General features: G+C 63.8%; 15 protein-coding genes. 8 read left to right on the top strand and 7 right to left on the bottom strand.

The window, feature by feature from the left end:
* Window positions 1-34 precede the first annotated feature (34 nt).
* The gene (locus tag ACZ2GY_RS13565) at window positions 35-970 is read right to left on the bottom strand and encodes a metallophosphoesterase (RefSeq protein ID WP_277357770.1); all 936 of its coding nucleotides are present in this window, start codon (window positions 968-970) and stop codon (window positions 35-37) included.
* A gap of 2 nt (window positions 971-972) precedes the next feature.
* Window positions 973-3,318: a transglycosylase domain-containing protein gene (locus ACZ2GY_RS13560; protein WP_277357769.1), complete on the bottom strand. Its 2,346-nt coding sequence runs from the start codon at window positions 3,316-3,318 to the stop codon at window positions 973-975.
* Between the two features lie 37 nt (window positions 3,319-3,355).
* Between ACZ2GY_RS13560 and ACZ2GY_RS13555 the strand changes: the two genes are divergently transcribed.
* The 4 genes from ACZ2GY_RS13555 (at window position 3,356) to ACZ2GY_RS13540 (ending at window position 6,035) form a co-directional block, all read left to right on the top strand.
* The gene (locus tag ACZ2GY_RS13555) at window positions 3,356-3,517 is read left to right on the top strand and encodes a DUF4177 domain-containing protein (protein ID WP_157358939.1); all 162 of its coding nucleotides are present in this window, start codon (window positions 3,356-3,358) and stop codon (window positions 3,515-3,517) included.
* Window positions 3,514-3,996: a RidA family protein gene (locus tag ACZ2GY_RS13550; RefSeq protein ID WP_277357768.1), complete on the top strand. Its 483-nt coding sequence runs from the start codon at window positions 3,514-3,516 to the stop codon at window positions 3,994-3,996. Before ACZ2GY_RS13555 ends, ACZ2GY_RS13550 begins: the two co-directional genes overlap by 4 nt.
* Window positions 3,997-4,001: 5 nt before the next feature.
* Window positions 4,002-4,913, top strand: coding sequence for an NUDIX hydrolase (locus tag ACZ2GY_RS13545; protein WP_346027327.1), 912 nt, complete (start codon window positions 4,002-4,004; stop codon window positions 4,911-4,913).
* A 138-nt stretch (window positions 4,914-5,051) separates the two neighbouring features.
* Complete coding sequence (locus tag ACZ2GY_RS13540) at window positions 5,052-6,035, top strand: hypothetical protein (protein ID WP_471672120.1); 984 nt, start codon at window positions 5,052-5,054, stop codon at window positions 6,033-6,035.
* A 116-nt stretch (window positions 6,036-6,151) separates the two neighbouring features.
* Here the strand turns inward: ACZ2GY_RS13540 and ACZ2GY_RS13535 are convergent, their stop codons facing one another.
* Window positions 6,152-6,829, bottom strand: a complete 678-nt coding sequence (locus tag ACZ2GY_RS13535) for a Crp/Fnr family transcriptional regulator (protein ID WP_026544229.1) — start codon at window positions 6,827-6,829, stop codon at window positions 6,152-6,154.
* 207 nt (window positions 6,830-7,036) lie between these two features.
* On the opposite strand from ACZ2GY_RS13535, the gene ACZ2GY_RS13530 reads away from it, so the two are divergent.
* The 4 genes from ACZ2GY_RS13530 (at window position 7,037) to ACZ2GY_RS13515 (ending at window position 12,109) form a co-directional block, all read left to right on the top strand.
* Window positions 7,037-8,221, top strand: a complete 1,185-nt coding sequence (locus ACZ2GY_RS13530) for a MarP family serine protease (RefSeq protein ID WP_346027325.1) — start codon at window positions 7,037-7,039, stop codon at window positions 8,219-8,221.
* 162 nt (window positions 8,222-8,383) lie between these two features.
* Window positions 8,384-10,078, top strand: coding sequence for an ABC transporter substrate-binding protein (locus tag ACZ2GY_RS13525; RefSeq protein ID WP_277357764.1), 1,695 nt, complete (start codon window positions 8,384-8,386; stop codon window positions 10,076-10,078).
* Window positions 10,079-10,163: 85 nt separating this feature from the next.
* Window positions 10,164-11,168, top strand: a complete 1,005-nt coding sequence (locus ACZ2GY_RS13520) for an ABC transporter permease (protein WP_056543435.1) — start codon at window positions 10,164-10,166, stop codon at window positions 11,166-11,168.
* Window positions 11,165-12,109 carry an ABC transporter permease gene (locus ACZ2GY_RS13515; RefSeq protein WP_056543438.1) on the top strand — a complete coding sequence of 315 codons (945 nt, stop codon included), beginning with the start codon at window positions 11,165-11,167 and terminating at the stop codon, window positions 12,107-12,109. Before ACZ2GY_RS13520 ends, ACZ2GY_RS13515 begins: the two co-directional genes overlap by 4 nt.
* 164 nt (window positions 12,110-12,273) lie before the next feature.
* On the opposite strand, the gene ACZ2GY_RS13510 is transcribed toward ACZ2GY_RS13515, so the two are convergent.
* The 4 genes from ACZ2GY_RS13510 to acs form a co-directional block, all read right to left on the bottom strand.
* A complete protein-coding gene (locus tag ACZ2GY_RS13510; protein ID WP_471672119.1) occupies window positions 12,274-14,007 on the bottom strand; it encodes an ABC transporter ATP-binding protein in 1,734 nt (577 codons plus the stop codon).
* A gap of 4 nt (window positions 14,008-14,011) precedes the next feature.
* The gene (aroQ, locus tag ACZ2GY_RS13505) at window positions 14,012-14,488 is read right to left on the bottom strand and encodes a type II 3-dehydroquinate dehydratase (protein ID WP_346027322.1); all 477 of its coding nucleotides are present in this window, start codon (window positions 14,486-14,488) and stop codon (window positions 14,012-14,014) included.
* A 51-nt stretch (window positions 14,489-14,539) separates the two neighbouring features.
* Window positions 14,540-15,838, bottom strand: coding sequence for an MFS transporter (locus ACZ2GY_RS13500; RefSeq protein ID WP_346027321.1), 1,299 nt, complete (start codon window positions 15,836-15,838; stop codon window positions 14,540-14,542).
* A gap of 161 nt (window positions 15,839-15,999) precedes the next feature.
* Window positions 16,000-17,982 (bottom strand): acetate--CoA ligase, encoded by a 1,983-nt coding sequence (gene acs, locus ACZ2GY_RS13495; RefSeq protein WP_471672118.1) that lies wholly within the window; start codon window positions 17,980-17,982, stop codon window positions 16,000-16,002.
* Between the last annotated feature and the right edge of the window lie 164 nt (window positions 17,983-18,146).

The raw sequence follows: 18,146 nt of genomic DNA, 5'->3' as shown, positions 1-18,146 counted from the left end.
GCTCGTCAGGGAACCGTCACCGCGGACCCGTTGCTCAGCGTGACGTGAGCGTCAGTAATACTGCTTCGGGGCGGCAGGCGAAACGGACTGGCGCAAACCGCGAGGTTCCGATTCCCGCTGACACGTTCAGCGGGACTGCCCGGCCGTTGTGCTCCCACTGGGTCAGACCACGGGCACGCCAGGTGGGCAGATCACAATTGCTGACGAGGGCGCCGTACCCGGGAACGCATACCTGTCCGCCATGTGTGTGGCCGGCGAATATCAGGTCTGCTCCGCCGTCGGTGAAGGTGTCGAGGACACGCTGGTACGGGGCATGGGCGACGCCGACACGAAGGTGGGGTGCCTCGCCTGCGGTACTGCTTCCCGCCGGGAACCCGGCGAACTTGTCCCGTCCCAAATGGGGATCATCAACGCCGCTCAGATCCAGCCGGACGCCGCGAACAGCAACCGACTGCGACCGGTTGGTCAGATCAACCCAGCCAGCGGAGCCGAACCGCGCGAACATCTGCTGCCAGGGAAGTTCCTTCAGCGGCTTGTCTGCCTTGCTTGAGGAGGGACCGGTGAAGTACTTGAACGGATTCTGCAGCCGCGGTGCGTAGTAATCGTTGGAACCGGGAACAAAGACACCCGGGAACTCGAGGAGCGGTTCGAGCGCATCCAGTAGGGGCGCAAGCGCCTTGGGGTGGCTGAGGTTGTCGCCGGTATTGACCACGAGGTCCGGCTTCAGCTCTGCAAGGCCCTGCAACCACTTGGTCTTGGCGGCCTGACGGGGCACCATGTGGATATCCGAGAGGTGCAGGACCTGCAGCGGCCTGCTGCCCTGGGGAAGAATCGCGAGGTTCTCCTTGCGAAGTCCGAAGAGGTTGCGCTCGACGAACGCTGCGTAGCCGAAGGTGGCGACGCCGGCCGCTGCTGTTATGCCCAGCGCTACCGCTGCGCCGTTACGCGAACCCTCTGTGGTTGTCCCCACGATCAGCCGTTACCTCCGCCGTTGCCGTTTCCATTACCGTTGCCGTTCCCATTGTTCCCTGAATTGTCTGGGGGCGTAACGGGCAGGGTGTTACCGCCGGGTGCCGGGGGGAGAATCAGCTGACCGTTGTTGGTTGTGCCGTTGGTTGTCCCGTTGGAATTCGGCTGCTGTGATAACTGGTCCTGCTGTTCCTGGCGGCTGGTATTGATCATGTTCGACGGCGGGTCAGCAAACGGCTCGGGCTGGTAGGAACCTTGGATCTGCTGCATGTAGCGGGCCCAGGACGGCGCAGCGATCAGCGAACCGTCGATCTCCGGGTAAGTCCGTCCGCCAATCTGCATTCCGCTAAGGCTCGTGTTGCCTTCTTTCCAGTTACCGATCCACGAGGCCGTTGCCATGGCGGAGTTGTAACCCATGAACCAGGTCTGCGAGCGGGCGTCATTGGTGCCGGTCTTGCCGGCCATGGGGATGTCGCCGAACTCAAGCAACTGGCCCGAACCGCGCTCTATCACTGCCTGGGTGGCGTAGTTCACTCCGCGCGCGATTTCCTTCGGGATTACCTGCTCACATGATTCCGGCGGAACCGGATAAGTGTCTCCGTTGACCGCAGTCACTTCAACAAGTGCCCGAGGCTCGCATTTGAGGCCTTCGGCGGCAAGGGTGGCATAGGCGGTTGCCATTGACATCGGGGAGACGTCGCTCGAACCACCGATGAGCATCGGGACGTTGACATCGACCGGAAGTGGCTCACCCTCCGAGCTCTTCCCGTTGTGCACGCCCATCTCGAAGGCCATGTCACGGATCTTGCAGAGATCGAGCTGTTCGGCGGTCTCGAAGGTCACCGTGTTGTAGGACTGCGCAAGGCCTTCAAGGACGGTGTAATTACCGTAATTGGTGTCGCCATAGTTCTGCGGCTCGTACTCGTAATTCGGGTCGTCGCTGAGGATCTCGTAGAACCCTCGCGGCAGGCAGCTGGCCTCCCAGCGATCGCCGGCAGGGTAAGCCTTCTTGCTGCCGTCCACCACTGTATTGAGCGACCGGCCGTCTTCCAGCCAGGCGGCCACGACAAACGGCTTGAAGGTCGAGCCCGGCTGGAATCCGCCGAGACCGCCAATGGGCTTGTTCGGATCACCCTTGTAATACGCGTCTACATTGAAGTTCTGAACGGAGTCGCCCGGTGTTTCACCCGGCATGAAGCGCGTGTTCTGAGCCATGACCAGGATGTCTCCGGTGCCCGGCTCAAGGCTCACCATGGAGTGGCCCACGGCGGGATCGGTGGTCTCGCGGTTGGCGGTCTCATTGATGGCCGTCTGCGCAGCTGCCTGTGCGCGCGGATCAAGGGTGGTCTTGATGGTCAAACCGCCGCGGTACAACAGGTTCTCCCGGTCCTCACGGGTTTCGCCGTAGGCAGGATCATTGAGGACCAGGTGCGTCACATAGTCACAGAAGTAGGGTGCCTGCTCGGCGCCTACGCAGCCATTCAAGACCGGCGTGATGTTCAGTCCGAGATCCGAGGCAACGGCGGCGTCATACTCTTCCTGAGTGATTTTTCCGGTCTCCAGCATGCGGCCGATCACCAGATTGCGGCGTTCGAGCGAGCGCTCCGGGTAGAGCTCGGGGCTGTAGAAGGTGGGGCCGTTGACCACGCCGGCAAGCAGCGCAGCCTGCTGGATGTTGAGGTCTTTTGCCTCGACGTTGAAGAAGTACTTGGAGGCGGCCTGGACGCCGTAGGTGTTGCCGGTGAACGGCACGATGTTCAGGTAGCCGGCAAGGATTTCGTCCTTGCTCAGCTCCTTCTCCACGGCGATAGCCAGCTTGGCTTCGCGGAGCTTGTCGCCCAGGGTTTTCTGACCGCTGAAGGTGATGTCGCCGCCGCTCTGCATGCTGGCGTCTATGAGTACGTTGTTGACGTACTGCTGCGTGATGGTGGAAGCGCCGCGGGTGGTGTCGCTGCTGATGTTGCTGATGGCGGCGCTGATGATGCCCTGCAGGTCAACACCGCCGTGGTTGTAGAACTGATCATCTTCAATGGCGATCAGCGCATCCGTCATGTTCTCGGAGACCTGATCCAGCGTCACGGGCTGGCGATTCTCCTCATACAGGGTGGCGATCAGCGAGCCGTCGGAGGCAACGATCTTGGAGGGTTGGGCGAGCGCACCGCGCTCAAGCTCAGCCGGGAGGTTCTCGAAGAACTGGATGGACGCGGAGGCGCCGGTGCCGGCAGCAGCAGCCACGGGCACGAGGAGACCGGCAGCAAGCACCCCACTCAATCCACTGATTCCAAGAAATGCAATGATTTTCCCCAGGGTGGTTGCCGTGTCAAAGAAAGGAGATTTACGAGCAGCCATGTACTCCAGTTTACAAGCACGCGCTACCCTGTGAGTCATGACCAAATGGGAGTACTCCACAATTCCGCTCATCATCCACGCGACCAAACAGATTCTCGACCAGTGGGGTGAGGACGGCTGGGAGCTCGTGCAGGTGGTTCCGGGGCCTGACGGCAACGGTCTGGTTGCATACCTCAAACGGGAGAAAAACGCGTCGTGACCAGCGCCAATGAAGCAGTGTCAGCGGTAGAGAGCAGGCTGAAGGATCTCGGGATCACCCTCCCCGAGGTGGCCGCTCCGGTGGCCGCCTACATTCCCGCAGTAGTCTCCGGCAACTACGTCTACACCTCCGGGCAGCTTCCGTTTATTAATGGTGAACTCCCAGCTACAGGCAAGGTCGGCAGTGATATAGAAGCCGAGCAGGCCAAGGAGTTTGCGGCCGTCTGCGCAGTCAATGCACTCGCGGCTGTGAAGTCCCAGATCGGAGACCTCGACCGCATCAGCCGGATCGTCAAGGTGGTGGGCTTCGTCGCGTCGGATCCCACGTTCACGGGCCAGCCCGGGGTCATCAATGGAGCGTCCGAGCTGCTGGGGCAGGTCTTCGGCGAGGCCGGCGCCCACGCGCGTTCCGCCGTCGGGGTTGCGGTACTACCATTGAATGCGTCGGTAGAAGTCGAGATTATCGCGGAGTTCATCTAGTCACCGTGAACCGTTCAAGCACCAGGCTCTTCCCAGTCCCGGAAGAGCAGCAGGGTGCCGCCCGCAGCTGGATTGATCACGGCGAGCGCACCCCAATGAAGCCGCGTCCGGCGTCGTCGGTCGTGTTGATCCGTGACGCTCCGGTCGGTACCGAGGTGTACCTCTCCTACCGTCGGGGGGAGTCACCGCTTGGCGTGGTGGCCTTCCCCGGCGGCAGCGTGGAGGAGAACGACGACGAACCGGTCACCTGGTTCGGCCCCTCACCTGCCCACTGGGCAGCGGCGCTGGCAACCGACGATCATCATGTTGCGCGGCGATTTGTGATTGCCGCGATCCGCGAACTTTTCGAGGAGACCGGCGTGCTGCTCGCCGGCCCGGACGCATCGAGCCTTGTCGAGGGCACCCGCCACCCGCAGTGGATGGAAGCCCGTGAAGCAATCGCCGCCGGTGACAGGACGTTTGCGGAGATCCTCGCGAAGCGGGGGCTCGGTCTGCGCACCGACCTCATCAAGCCGCTGTCCGCCTGGCTGAGTCCGGATTTTGCCCATCGCCGTTTTGACACGCGGTACTTTGCTGCGGCGCAGCCGGTAAATCAGGAGCCCACCCTGCTGGCGAGCAAGGGCGTATGGGGCCAGTGGCGGTGGTCTGCCGAGGAGATCATGCAGCGCAATACCACCTCCCTCGGCGATGAAGTCAACCAGCCGAACACCGTCGGCCGGGGGCTGAGTGAACTGACTGTGCCCGCGGTTGAACTCATCCTCGAGAAGATCGGCTCCTCGCGCGGCTGCATCGCCTATCTTTCCCACAAGCGGCCGATGAAGGTCTTCTCCCCCCGGCTCGTTGAGGCCGAGGGTGAAACGAAGATCGAGGTCGAGTGCTCAACCGCCACGGAAGGCTCGGAGCAGCGCGGCCGGTAGCCGCCGTCGTCCAGCTTCAATCCGGAACTTTTGCGCACCTACGGTGACCTCCCGGCGTCGGAATCCACGTGATCTGCGCAGAAGTTACCGTCTGTGGATAGTCGGCGCACAGGATTCGGGAATGCGTTGAGATAGAACATGCCCAAACGCGCTCCCTTGCCCGACGAACTGGTTGGACGGTCCTTCACCTTGCGGTCAGCGCTCAGCGCTGACCTGTCGATCAGCCGAACGCGCGCGAAGGATCTGACCACCCCCAGCCGGGAAGTGCGCGTGCCCGTCGGCGCTATCCAACCCGTTTTATCGCGCTGCCGACCCTACGTGGAGTTGCTGCCGGGGAGTTTCGTTTCGCATACGACCGCCGCAGAGATTCACGGGATACACCTACCGCACTGGATTTCCCACGAGCAGGTGCACTTGTCCCGTGGTAGACAGACAGCCGGACCGCGCAGGAAGGGAGTCAAGGGCCATCGCCTCGATATCTCCGAAGGAGACGTTGTTGAGATCGACGGGTTGCCTGTGACGTCGCTCGCCCGAACCTGGCTGGATTTGGCAACGGTGCTACCGCTCGAGGACCTGGTGGTTGCCGGTGACCAGATCATCAGCGAACACACCCGCTCCTTCGGCCCGCCGAGGATCCCAATGGTCCCGAAACGGGACCTGGAGCGGTTCATCGCAACACACGGACGGAGCTGGGGCATACAGAAGGCGCGGTCAGCTTTTGATCGGCTTCGCGTCGGCGTCGACTCGCCACCGGAGAGTCTGGTGCGCCTGATCCTGGAGGACGCAGGGTTGCCGGAATTCTCGGTGAACTGTCCGCTACGGGACGCAAACGGGGTGATCGTTGCCTGGACGGACCTCGGCTGCGAGGCGTTCCGGGTCTGCATCGAATACGACGGCGAGCATCACCTGACGCCCGAACAGCAGGCCAAGGATATGGCCAGAGATGCCAAAGTTGCAGAGGTTGAGTGGGCGCAGGTGAAACTGAACCGCCTTGACCTGCCGGAGGGCGGCTGGCTGGTCGTCGCGAAGGTCAAGAAGGCACTCCTCCGGCAGGGATGGCGCCCGGGATCCCAGGAACTTTTGGGCACCTCTAGTGAGTTCCCAAACCGTAGACCCGCCTGACCTGCGCAAAATTCCAGGAGGGAGGTGCGGCCCCACTTCCAGGAACTTTTGCGCACCTACGGTGACTTCCCGGCGGGCGGAGTCACCTGACCTGCACAAAAGTTCCCAAAGGGGGGCTAGCGGCTGCGCTGACGCAATCGCTGGATGTCCAGGATGACGACTGCGCGCGCCTCCAGGCGCAGCCAGCCACGCTGGACGAACTCGGCCAGCGCTTTGTTCACGGTTTCACGCGAGGCGCCGACAAGCTGCGCGAGTTCTTCCTGGGTCAGTTCGTGGGCTACGAGGATGCCGTCAGTGGCAGGGCGGCCGAAGCGGTCCGCGAGGTCCAGCAGTGCCTTGGCCACGCGGCCCGGTACGTCGGAGAAGACCAGGTCCGCCAGGGATTCGTTGGTGCGGCGCAGCCGGCGGGCCAGGGCCTGCAGCAGCTGGGCGGACACCTCGGGGCGGGTTTCCAGCAGGGCACGAAGATTCTCGTTCTTGAGGCCGGCGAGGCGGGTCTCGGACACAGCCGTGGCCGTGGCGGTGCGGGGGCTGGGATCGAACAGGGCCATTTCGCCGAAGAGCTCACCGGGGCCGAGGATTGCCAGCAGGTTCTCGCGGCCGTCCTGTGCGGTACGGCCAAGCTTGATTTTGCCGGAGACGATGAAGTACAGCTGGTCGCCCTGATCGCCTTCCCGGAAGACCGATGCGCCGCGCGACAAGTCCACTTCGGTCAGCTCGTCAGTGAGCGCCGCAAACACCTCGTCGCCCAGTGAAGCGAACAGGGGCGCCCTGCGCAGTACCTCGATATCCATGAAATCTCCTCTGTATGATGCAGAACCAGCCAGTTTCCCGTCTTTTCCCATCTTGCCGTACGCAAGGACGTTGTGACACCTGCTACACGCATGTTCGCCCACGGGGTAGGGGAAATCACTCCAATCCTTCCCGGCGGACTGTCAGCGCGGGACCGTAGAATCAAAGCTCAGCATGGGAAGTGCAGCGCTTCCTGGAAAGGGAGTGGCGTGTTCGGTTTTACACTCCTGGACATCATCCTGGTGCTGATGCTGATTGGCTACCTCATTGCCGGGCTGAAGAACGGCTTCCTGGTCACCCTCGGCGGCATCATCGGGTTCGCGGCCGGCGCAGTGGCCGCCTTCTTCGCCATACCGCTGGTCAGTGCGTCGGTATCCGAGGACTCCTGGCGGCTCGCGGCGGTGATCGCCACTGCCCTGCTCCTGGTCATCATCGGGCAGGCACTCGGCGCGGGACTGGGACGCGCGCTCAGCAGCAGGGCCGGGTCAGCTCCCGTGCGCGTCATCGACCGCCTTCTGGGAGGGGCCACCAATGTCGTCGTGGCCGCGCTGGTACTTGCCATGCTGGCTTTCAGCATCAGCACCATGGGCGTGCCCTTCCTTTCCCAGTCAATCGCATCGTCGAAGGTGCTCGGCAGTATTGACACCCTGACGCCGTCGCCCGTTCGTGCCTGGATGGCGCAGATCCGCTCCATTGCCGTTGCTGACGGCATACCCACGCTTCTTGAGGGTGTGGCGCCGGCCAGCCCGGCTCCGGTACCGGATGCATCAGTGGACACACCGGCGCTCGCCACCGCATCCCAATCGGTCCTGCGCATCGCCGGAACCGCCTACCAGTGCGGCCAGAACCAAACCGGGTCCGGATTCATCGTCGCGCCGGGTCGGGTAGTGACCAACGCCCATGTGGTAGCAGGGGTAAACCAGCCGGTCGTCGAGGTTCCCGGTGCAGGCGCAGTGCCGGGAAGCGTTGTCTATTTCGATCCGGTGAGGGACATCGCCGTGATCGCTGTGGACGGCCTGGACCGCGCGCCGCTTGCACTCGGGGAGGACCTCGAAACCGGGGACACCGCGGCCTTCGCCGGATACCCAGCGGGCGGGCCGTTCCAGGTTCAGCCGGCAAGCATCCAGAACCGGTCCGACGTCCTTGTCGAGAATATCTACGGTGCTGACCCGACGGCGATCGACGTCTACACGCTCGCCGCAAACGTTCAGCAGGGGAATTCCGGCGGACCGCTCCTGGACATGGAGGGCCGCGTCGCCGGAGTCATCTTTGCGAAATCCACGGCTGATGTGCCAGTGGGGTACGCGCTGACACTGGGGGAGCTCCGTCCCGTCGTCGAACAGGCAGCAGCGCTCAGTGAAACCGTGTCCGCCGGGCAGTGCACCGAACGCTAGGAAGTGCCGGCGCTTAACCAAATCGTGATCGCTTGCTGGCGGGAAATACTGCATGCGCCCGCGCTGGGAGTTAGGCTCGTCACATTAGGCAACACGGCCTGCCCGTGCGCCGCCCGGGCACAGTGACGTGTCCGCCAGGTAACAGATCATCAGGAGCACTTAATGTTCACAAGCACATCGGCGCGGGGGACGCATCCCACAAAGAAGCGCGCTGCCGCCATTACTGCCGGCGCCGCAATCAGCGCTCTGCTGCTCAGCGGCTGCGTCCAGAGCCAGCGTGAAGAGGACGGCGGCGCAGCGGCGGAGGGCGAGGTCGACTCGACTTTCGTCTTCGCGGCCTCGTCCGACCCAGCATCGCTTGACCCCGCCTTCGCGAGCGACGGCGAGTCCTTCCGCGTCAGCCGGCAGATTTTCGAGGGCCTTGTAGGCGTCGAGCCGGGCACGGCAGACCCGGCACCGTTGCTGGCGGAATCATGGGAAACATCCGAGGACGGACTGTCCACCACGTTCGCGCTGAAGGAAGGCGTGACCTTCCACGACGGCACCGAGTTCAACGCCGAAGCCGTCTGCTTCAACTTTGACCGCTGGTACAACTTCACCGGTCTGGCCCAGGCGCCGTCGGTGTCCTACTACTACAACAACCTGTTCCGCGGCTTCGCTGATTCGCCGGACGCTGCGGTGTATGAGTCCTGCGAAGTGAACGGGGACCTCGAGGCCACCGTCACGCTTGCCAAGCCGTTTGCCGGGTTCATCCCCGCTCTGTCCCTGCCGGCATTCGCCATGCAGAGCCCCACCGCGCTGCAGGAGTTCAACGCCGATGACATCGGAGGTTCCTCCGAAGCTCCCCAGCTGAGCGAGTACGCGGAAGGCCACCCGGTGGGAACCGGTCCGTTCAAGTTTGACTCCTGGAACGTCGGCGCAGACCTCACCGTCACCGCCAACGAGGAGTACTGGGGCGAGCAGGGCGACGTCCAGACGGTCATCTTCCGCATCATCGATGACCCGCAGGCACGCACCCAGGCGCTGCAGGCCGGAACCGTCGACGGTTTCGACCTCGTCTCCCCGGCGGACATTCCCGTTCTTGAGGAGGAAGGGTTCATGATCGTTCCGCGCGATCCGTTCACCATCCTCTACCTCGGCATCAACCACGCCGTCGAAGAGCTGAGTGATCCGCTGGTCCGCGAGGCCATCCACCACGCAATCGACAAGCAGGCGTTGATCGACCAGACGCTGCCCGAGGGAACCCAGCTGGCCACCCAGTTCATCCCCGATGTTGTGGACGGCTACAACGAGGACATCACCACGTACGAGTATGATCCTGAGCGCGCCAAGGAACTGCTGGCCGAGGCCGGCTACCCGGACGGCTTCGAGGTCCAGTTCAACTACCCGACTGACGTCTCCCGCCCGTACATGCCTACTCCGGAGCAGGTGTTCACGAACCTCAGCGACCAGCTGAAGGACGTCGGTATCACGGTCACCCCGGCGCCGGATGTCTGGACGCCTGACTACCTCGACCGCATCCAGGGCACCGAGAACCACGGCATCCACCTGCTCGGCTGGACCGGCGACTACAACGACACCGACAACTTCATCGGCGTCTTCTTCGGCCAGGAGAAGCCCGAGTTCGGCTTCGACAATCCGGAACTGTTCAACGCACTCAGCGAGGCTCGCGGCATGACTGACCGCGAGGAGCAGACCGCCACGTACGAGGAGATCAACGAGCAGATCGCCCAGTTCAACCCGGCGATTCCGCTGGCGCACCCGGCGCCGTCCCTGGCGTTCGCTCCGCGGGTAGATTCCTACCCGGCGAGCCCCGTCAATGACGAAGTCTTCAACATGATCGAACTGAACGAGTAACAACTCTGGCGGAGGGACCGGCCCATCGGTCCCTCCGCTTTTGTTTGCTCTCGTCCACTCGATGCCACACTGTTGAAAGGACCTCGTGCTTCGCGTCATTGGTAAACGCCTCGCCCTGCTCGTTCCGACCCTGTTTGGACTTTCGGTCCTGCTTTTTCTCTGGGTTCGAGGCCTGCCGGGCGGGCCTGCAACAGCCCTGCTGGGCGAGCGGGCAACCCCGGAAGCGGTCGCCCGCGTCAACGAACTGTACGGTTTCGACGAACCGATCCTCCTCCAGTACTTCACCTACATGGGTAAACTGCTGCAGGGTGATTTCGGCACCTCGATCATCACGGGCCGTCCCGTACTGGAAGAGTTCGCAACACGCTTCCCGGCCACGCTTGAACTGAGCGTGGTGGCGCTGATCTTCGCGATCGGCGTCGGTATCCCGCTGGGCTATATGGCCGCCCGCCATTACGGCAAGCTTGTCGATCATGGTTCGGTAGTCCTCAGCCTGATCGGCATCACTGTTCCGGTCTTCTTCCTGGCCTTCATCTTCAAGTACCTGTTCGCCATCCAGTGGCCCATCCTGCCGCCGGATGGACGCCAGAATCCGCGCATCAACGCGACGCACGTCACGGATTTCTATGTGCTGGACGGCATCCTGACGGGCGAGTACGACGCCGCGTGGGACGCCTTCCAGCACCTGATCCTTCCGGGGCTCGCACTGGGAACCATCCCGCTGGCCATCATTGTGCGCATCACGCGCGCTTCGGTGCTGGAAGTGCAGAACGCCGATTACGTTCGGACGGCCCGCGCAAAGGGCCTCATGGAAAGAACAATCCGAAGCCGGTTCATCCTGCGTAACGCGATGCTCCCGGTCGTGACGACCATTGGCCTGCAGACCGGCCTGCTCATTTCAGGTGCGGTCCTCACCGAAACGGTGTTCGCCTTCCCCGGCATCGGAAGTTTCCTCCGCGACGCCATCTTTGAACTGGACTATCCGGTGCTGCAGGGCTTCGTCATCTTCATCGCGATCCTGTACGCCCTGATCAACCTCCTGGTTGACGTCTCGTACTCCGTCATCGATCCAAGGGTGCGTGTGCAATGAGCACAGTATTGCCTCCCGCCGCGGGCGGGCCAACTTCTCCGACCACTGATCCGAGCCTCGCCGAGGGCGGCGGCACCGGCCTCTGGAAAGACGCGTTCCGACGGCTGCGCCGAAACCCGCAGGCGATTGCCGGCGCGATCATCATCGGGCTGTTCCTCCTGGTCGCCGCGCTGGCGCCGATCCTTGCACCCTACGGCGGGGAAGCACTGCCCGGGCGCACGGAAATCACCCCGACCAACATCCCCGGACCCGGCGAACTCGCGGAGTACCCGTTGGGCCTCGACCGCTTCGGTGGTGATGTGCTCAGCAAACTGATCTGGGGGGCGCAGGCGTCGCTGCTGATCGGCGTCATCTCGACGGCGATCGGCCTGGCCGGCGGAATGCTGCTCGGGCTGCTTGCCGGTGGATTGGGCGGCTGGGTGGACAGCGTCATCATGCGCTTCGTGGACATTCTGCTGTCCGTCCCGAACCTGCTCCTCGCCGTCAGTATCGCGGCCATTCTGGGACAGGGGCCCTACGCGGTGATGATCGCAATCGGTGCCTCGCAGCTGCCGATCTTCGCGCGCCTGCTGCGTTCATCCATGCTCTCGCAGCGTGGTTCGGACTACATCCTGGCAGCGCAGACGCTCGGCCTGAGCAAGCGCACCATCACCATGAGCCACCTGCTGCCCAACAGCGTGGGGCCGGTGATCGTGCAGGCGACACTGTCCCTTGCGACAGCCGTGATCGACGCCGCTGCCCTGTCCTTCCTGGGGCTCGGCGGCGGGGTTCCGCAGACAGCCGAATGGGGCCGCATGCTGACCTACGCACAGCGGGAGCTGGCCTCGGATCCATACCTGGCGTTCCTGCCCGGTGCGTGTATCGCCATCACTGCGCTCGGATTCACCCTGCTGGGCGAATCGCTGCGCGAAGCGCTGGACCCGAAGACCCGCCAGAAGTAGATCTTTCAGGAAAAAGTACGACGACGGCCGGTCACCTTTCGAAGCGAAGGTGGCCGGCCGCCGTCGTACGTTAAGGAACTTTTGTGCAGCTCCGGCGGCTTCTGGGCGTCAGAAGTCGCCGGAGGTGCGCAAAAGTTCCCACAGAAGGGCCCTCGGAGGAGGGGTCAGGCGATATTGAGTTCGTTGCCCGGGATGGAAGCCAGGAGCTTCCGGGTGTAGGGGTGGCGCGGGTTCTGGAAGACTTCCTCGGAGCTCGCCGCTTCAACCAGCTCGCCGTCCTTCATGACGCAGACGTAGTCGGAGATGAGCCGCACAACAGCGAGGTCGTGGGAGATGAACAGGTAGCTCAGGCCCAGCTCGGACTGGAGGTCACCCAGAAGCCTGAGGATCTGTGCCTGCACCAGCACGTCGAGGGCGGAGACGGGCTCGTCGCAGACGATCAGTTCCGGCTTCAGCGCGAGGGCCCGGGCGATGGCGACGCGCTGCCGCTGGCCGCCGGACAACTCCGAAGGGTAACGCCGCAGCGCGTTGTGCGGCAGGGACACCTGGTCCATGAGCTCGCGTACGCGGGCAGCGCGCTCCTTCTTCGAGCCGCGTTTATAGGCGTTGAGGGGTTCCTCAACGATCCGCTCGATGGTGAACATGGGGTTCAGTGAGGAGTACGGATCCTGAAAGACAGGTTGCACGCGCTGGCGGAAATCGGCGAGCTGCGCCTTGTCCAGGGTTGCCACGTCCATGCCGTCGAACTTCATGGTGCCCGAGGTGGGTTCGATGAGCTTCAGGAGCATACGCGCCGTCGTCGTCTTGCCTGAGCCGGACTCGCCCACGATGGCGACCGTCTGCCCGCGTGGAATGTCCAGGGTGACGTTTTTTGCGGCATAGAAGTCTTCGGAGCTGCCGCGGCGTTTGTAGATCTTGGTCAAGTCACGAATTTCGACGATGTTGTTCGTCGGTGCGGCCTCGTCTACGGAGTCGGCGTCCGCCTGGTGCTCCTCGAAGGCTGCCTGCGCCACAGCGGTGCGCTTCGCGGCGTCCTCGTGGTAGGCGCCCGGACGGAGGCGGACCGCCGCCACGCTCGGTGCGGCCCGGACCAGTGACTGCGTGTAGGGGTGTTTGGGATCGTTGAGGAGGTGGGCAGCGGGACCGGTTTCAACTACACGGCCGCGGTGCATCACCACGAGCTCCGACGCGCGCTCCGCGGCCAGACCGAGGTCATGGGTGATGAGCAGCACCGAGGTTCCGAGCTGCTCGGTCATCGTGTCGATCTGGTCGAGGATAGTGCGCTGCACGGTGACGTCGAGGGCGCTGGTCGGCTCATCGGCGATCAGCAGGCGCGGACGGCACGCGAGCCCGATGGCGATCAGCGCGCGCTGGCGCATGCCGCCGGAGAACTCGTGCGGGTACTGCTTGGCGCGGTCCGCGGCGTCGGGCAGGCCGGCAGCGGAGAGCACCTCGACCACGCGTTCCTTGACGTTCTTCTTGTCCGCGAGCCCATGCACCAGCAGGGTTTCCGCCACCTGGGTGCCGATTTTCGCGACCGGGTTGAGGTTTGACATGGGGTCCTGAGGCACCAGGCCGATAGCCCGGCCGCGGATGGTGCGCATCGCGGACTCCGGAAGGGGAACGAGGTCCCTGCCCTCGAAGAGGATGCTTCCGCTGGTGACCCGCCCATTGCCGGGCAGCAGGCCGATGCAGGCCATCGCCGTCGTCGATTTGCCCGAACCCGACTCGCCCACGATGGCCAGCGTCTGTCCGCGGTGGAGGGTGAAGCTCGCATCCTCGACGGCGTGTACCTCGCCGTAGGTGGTGCGGAAGCTGACTGCCAGGTTCTTCACCTGAAGCATGGGGGCATTCTTGGCGTCATCGACAACGTCGTCGATAGAGGTGATTTCCGTCATAGCTCTATCGTCCCTCATAACCGCCCTGCATCAGGTCATGGCGCGTCAGTTTGCGCACCAGGTGGTCGATGGCCATCCGGTAGCCGTCCACGCCGGCGCCCACAATCACCGCATCGACCACGGGGGAGAGGTAGGACTGGTGCCGGAATTCCTCCCGGCGGTGCACGTTGCTGATGTGCACCTCGACGATCGGCAGGCCCACCGCGCTGACTGCGTCCCTCAGCGCTACCGAGGTGTGGGTGTAGGCGCCGGCATTGAGAACAATTCCGTCTGCTGTTCCGGCAGCGCCCTGGATGGCGTCGACAAGATCACCCTCATGGTTCGACTGCCTGCAGTTGACGGCCCACCCGTGAGCACCGGCGGCGGAGGCGCAGAGGTTCTCAACGTCGTCGAGCGTGTGGGAGCCGTAGACCTCAGGTTCCCGTGTGCCGAGCAGGTTCAGGTTGGGGCCGTTGAGGATCAGGAGGGTAGTGGTCGCCATGGCTTAACTATGCCTGATTCGTCAGGCGGTGGACCCGCCGTTTGGCGGGCGTCAGTCGAGGGCGGGTACAGGCCGGCGGAGGCGTGCTGCCGCCGTTGCGCCGGCAACGGTCACGAGGCTCATGAGAGCCAGCACGACGCCGGGATGCCACCATGCGCCGTCTGTCGCCGCACCGAATGCCTGCGTGATCGACGGCGCAAAACCGGCCACGATCGCGGCAATGCTGTAGGAGAAGGACAGCGCGGTGAAGCTGGTGCTCGGTTCGAAGAGGTCCGCCATCAGGCCGCCAAGCGCTGCCCAGCTTGCGGTGGGCAGGATTCCGCCGAGCAGGATCGCGGCAACGTAGAGCGGAGCGTCCGCAATGCTGATGACCCAGTACAGCGGGAAAGCGATCAGCGCGGTGCCGATTGCCCCGCCGGCCACGACCTTCGCCGACCCGATTCTCATGGCCAGCCAGCCGAAGGCCGGGATGGTTGCAAGCTGCAGCAGCGAACCGATGAGCGCCGCGTTCAGCACTGTTTCCTGCGATAGTCCCAGCCGCTCGGTTCCGTAGGCCTGCGTGTAGGAAACCATGAGGAAGTAGGAGCCGATCCCGAGGACGGCGGACGCCGTGGCAACGGCGACGGCGACCGGTTGGGAGCGCAGCACGCTCACCAGCGGTACGCGCACCTTTTTGGTGGTCCGGAAGACCGGCGTCTCATCGATTGCCAGGCGCAGGTAGAGCGCGACGGCGAGGAACGGGAACGCAAGGAGGAACGGGATGCGCCAGCCCCACGTGGTCATGACGTCCGGTACGGTCACCGCGAGGATGAGGAAGATCAGCGAGATCAGCATGGTGCCCACGGGCGAGCCGAGCTGGGGAATGGCCGCGTACAGGGCGCGCTTCCGAGGGCTGGCATGCTCCGTGGCGATCAGGATGGATCCGCCCCACTCGCCGCCCAGCGACAAACCCTGGAGCAGGCGCAGCACGGTGAGGATGATGGGCGCCCACACGCCGATGACGCTGTAATCAGGGAGGAGCCCCACAGAACCCGTAGCCAGGCCCATCAGCAGGATGGTCCAGATGAGGGTTTTCTTCCGGCCGATCCGGTCGCCGAGGTGACCGAAGAGGATGGCTCCCAGCGGGCGGGCCACGAAGCCCATCGCGAAGATCAGGAACGCCGAGAGAGTGCCCGCGAGGGGGTCCTGGGCGGCGAAGAAGACCTCATTGAACACGAGCGCGGCTGCAGTGCCGAAAACGTAGAAGTCATAGGACTCAAGGGCGGTTCCGACGAAGGACGCAGCGGCGGTCTTCCGGGCCATTCCTGGGCGGGTGGCCGGCGTCGGGCGGGGTGCGGTAGAGGTGGACACGCTTCAGAATTGTCCTCGCCGCGACCCTGGCGCGGCCAGCTTTCCCGGGCAAGGTCACAGTGCCGGTTGACGCACCTCACACTGCAGGCGCCGGACCGCCTCCCCTGAGGGTGGCAATCCGGCGCTCAGCCCGCCTTTGGCGTAATCGTCAGGCGCGAGCGCTACTTCCGCAGCGACGCGGCGATCTGCTGCATGATCGTTGGATCCGACAGCGTGGTCGCATCGCCGACCTCGCGGCCTTCCGCCACGTCCTTGAGCAGGCGGCGCATGATCTTCCCGGAGCGTGTCTTGGGCAGTTCGGGCACCACCAGGATATTGCGGGGTTTGGCAATCGGCCCGATCTCCTTGGCAACGTGATTGCGCAGGGTGGTAACGACGTCGTCGTCCTGAGCTGCGGAGCCGCGCAGAATCACGAACGCAACCACAGCCTCACCGGTGGTCTCATCAGAGGCACCGACGACGGCAGCCTCCGCCACCGATGGGTGGCTCACCAGCGCGGACTCGATTTCCGTTGTGGACAACCGGTGCCCGGAGACATTCATGACGTCATCCACGCGGCCGAGCAGCCAGATGTCGCCGTCTTCATCGCGTTTGGCGCCGTCTCCGGCGAAGTACATGTTGTCGAAGCGGGACCAGTAGGTCTCCTTGAACCGCTCCGGGTCTCCCCAGATTCCGCGCAGCATCGCGGGCCACGGTTCACGGATCACCAGGTAGCCGCCGGAACCGTTGGGCACCGACTGGCCCATCTCGTCCACCACGTCCACGGCGATGCCGGGCATTGCCACCTGCGCAGACCCGGGCTTGCACGCCGTGACCCCGGGCAGCGGGGACACCATGTGCGCCCCGGTTTCGGTCTGCCACCATGTGTCCACAATCGGAGCGCGGGTATCCGAGCGTCCGCCGTTGCCGCCGATAATCTCCCGGTACCACATCCACGCTTCGGGGTTGATGGGTTCACCGACCGAGCCGAGGACCCGGATGGAGGAGAGATCAAATTTGGCCGGGATGTCCCGTCCCCACTTCATGAAGGTGCGGATGGCTGTGGGAGCGGTGTAGAGGATGGAGACCTTGTACTTCTCGATCAGCTCCCACCAACGGCCCTGGTGCGGGGTGTCAGGCGTGCCTTCATACATCAGCTGGGTAGCGCCGTTCACCAGCGGTGAGTACGCAACGTAACTGTGGCCGGTAACCCAGCCGATGTCCGCGGTGCACCAGAAGACATCGGTCTCGGGGTGCAGGTCGAAGGTGTACTTCTGCGTGAACGCTGTCTGCGTGAGGAAGCCGCCCGTGGTGTGCAGGATGCCCTTTGGCTTTCCGGTGGTGCCGGAGGTGTAGAGGATGAAAAGCGGATGCTCTGAATCGTGCCCTTCAGCGGTGTGCTCATCCGATGCCGTCCCCACGACGTCATCCCACCAGGTGTCCCGCCCCTCGGTCCATTCGACCGGCTCCCCGTTCCGTTTAACCACCACCACGTTCTCGACGGTGTGTCCGGGACGTTCAAGAGCGCCATCGACGGCGGGCTTGAGGGCGCTGGGCTTGCCGCGGCGGTAGGTGCCGTCGGATGTGACCACCAGTTTGGCTTCGGCATCGTCAATCCGGCTGCGGAGGGCGTCGGCCGAAAATCCGCCGAAGACCACCGAGTGGACGGCGCCGATACGGGCGCAGGCCAGCATGGTAATGACTGCCTCGGGAATCATCGGCAGGTAAACCGCCACGCGGTCGCCCTTCGCCACCCCGAGCGATTCGAAGGCGTTGGCAGCCTTTTTCACTGCGGTGGTGAGCTCAGCGTAGGTGTACGTGCGGGTGTCACCCGGCTCACCTTCGAAGTGGATGGCAACGCGGTCCCCGCGGCCCTGCTCAACATGGCGGTCAAGCGCGTTGTAGGCGGCGTTGACCTTCCCGCCGACGAACCATTTGGCGAAGGGAGCCTCAGACCAGTCCAGGGCCTGCGAGAAATCCTCATGCCAGGTCAGTAGTTCCCGAGCCTGGCGTGCCCAGAATCCAGGGCCTTCCTTGCCCTGCTCATACAGTTCGGCCGTGGCAATGGCATGGGCAGCGAAATGCTCGCTCGGCGGGAAGCGTCGTTCCTCGTGAAGCAGATTTTCAAACGCGTCACCAGTGGAAATCCGGGTGTCTTCAGACATTGTGAGCCCCTTCGGCCAATCGGTACTTCAGGCGGGCTTGAACAGACTCAGTCGGCCCGCGAATGTGCTGTGTTCCACAGTAGTGGCGACCTCCCCCAAACCGTGTGCCACCGGTCACACAGCAGATGCGAAAGGCACGGATTCTGCGGTGAGCGGTGGGCGCG

This window comes from Arthrobacter sp. KKT183, assembly GCF_055657625.1.
This window is presented reverse-complemented; position numbering and strand designations above follow the sequence as displayed.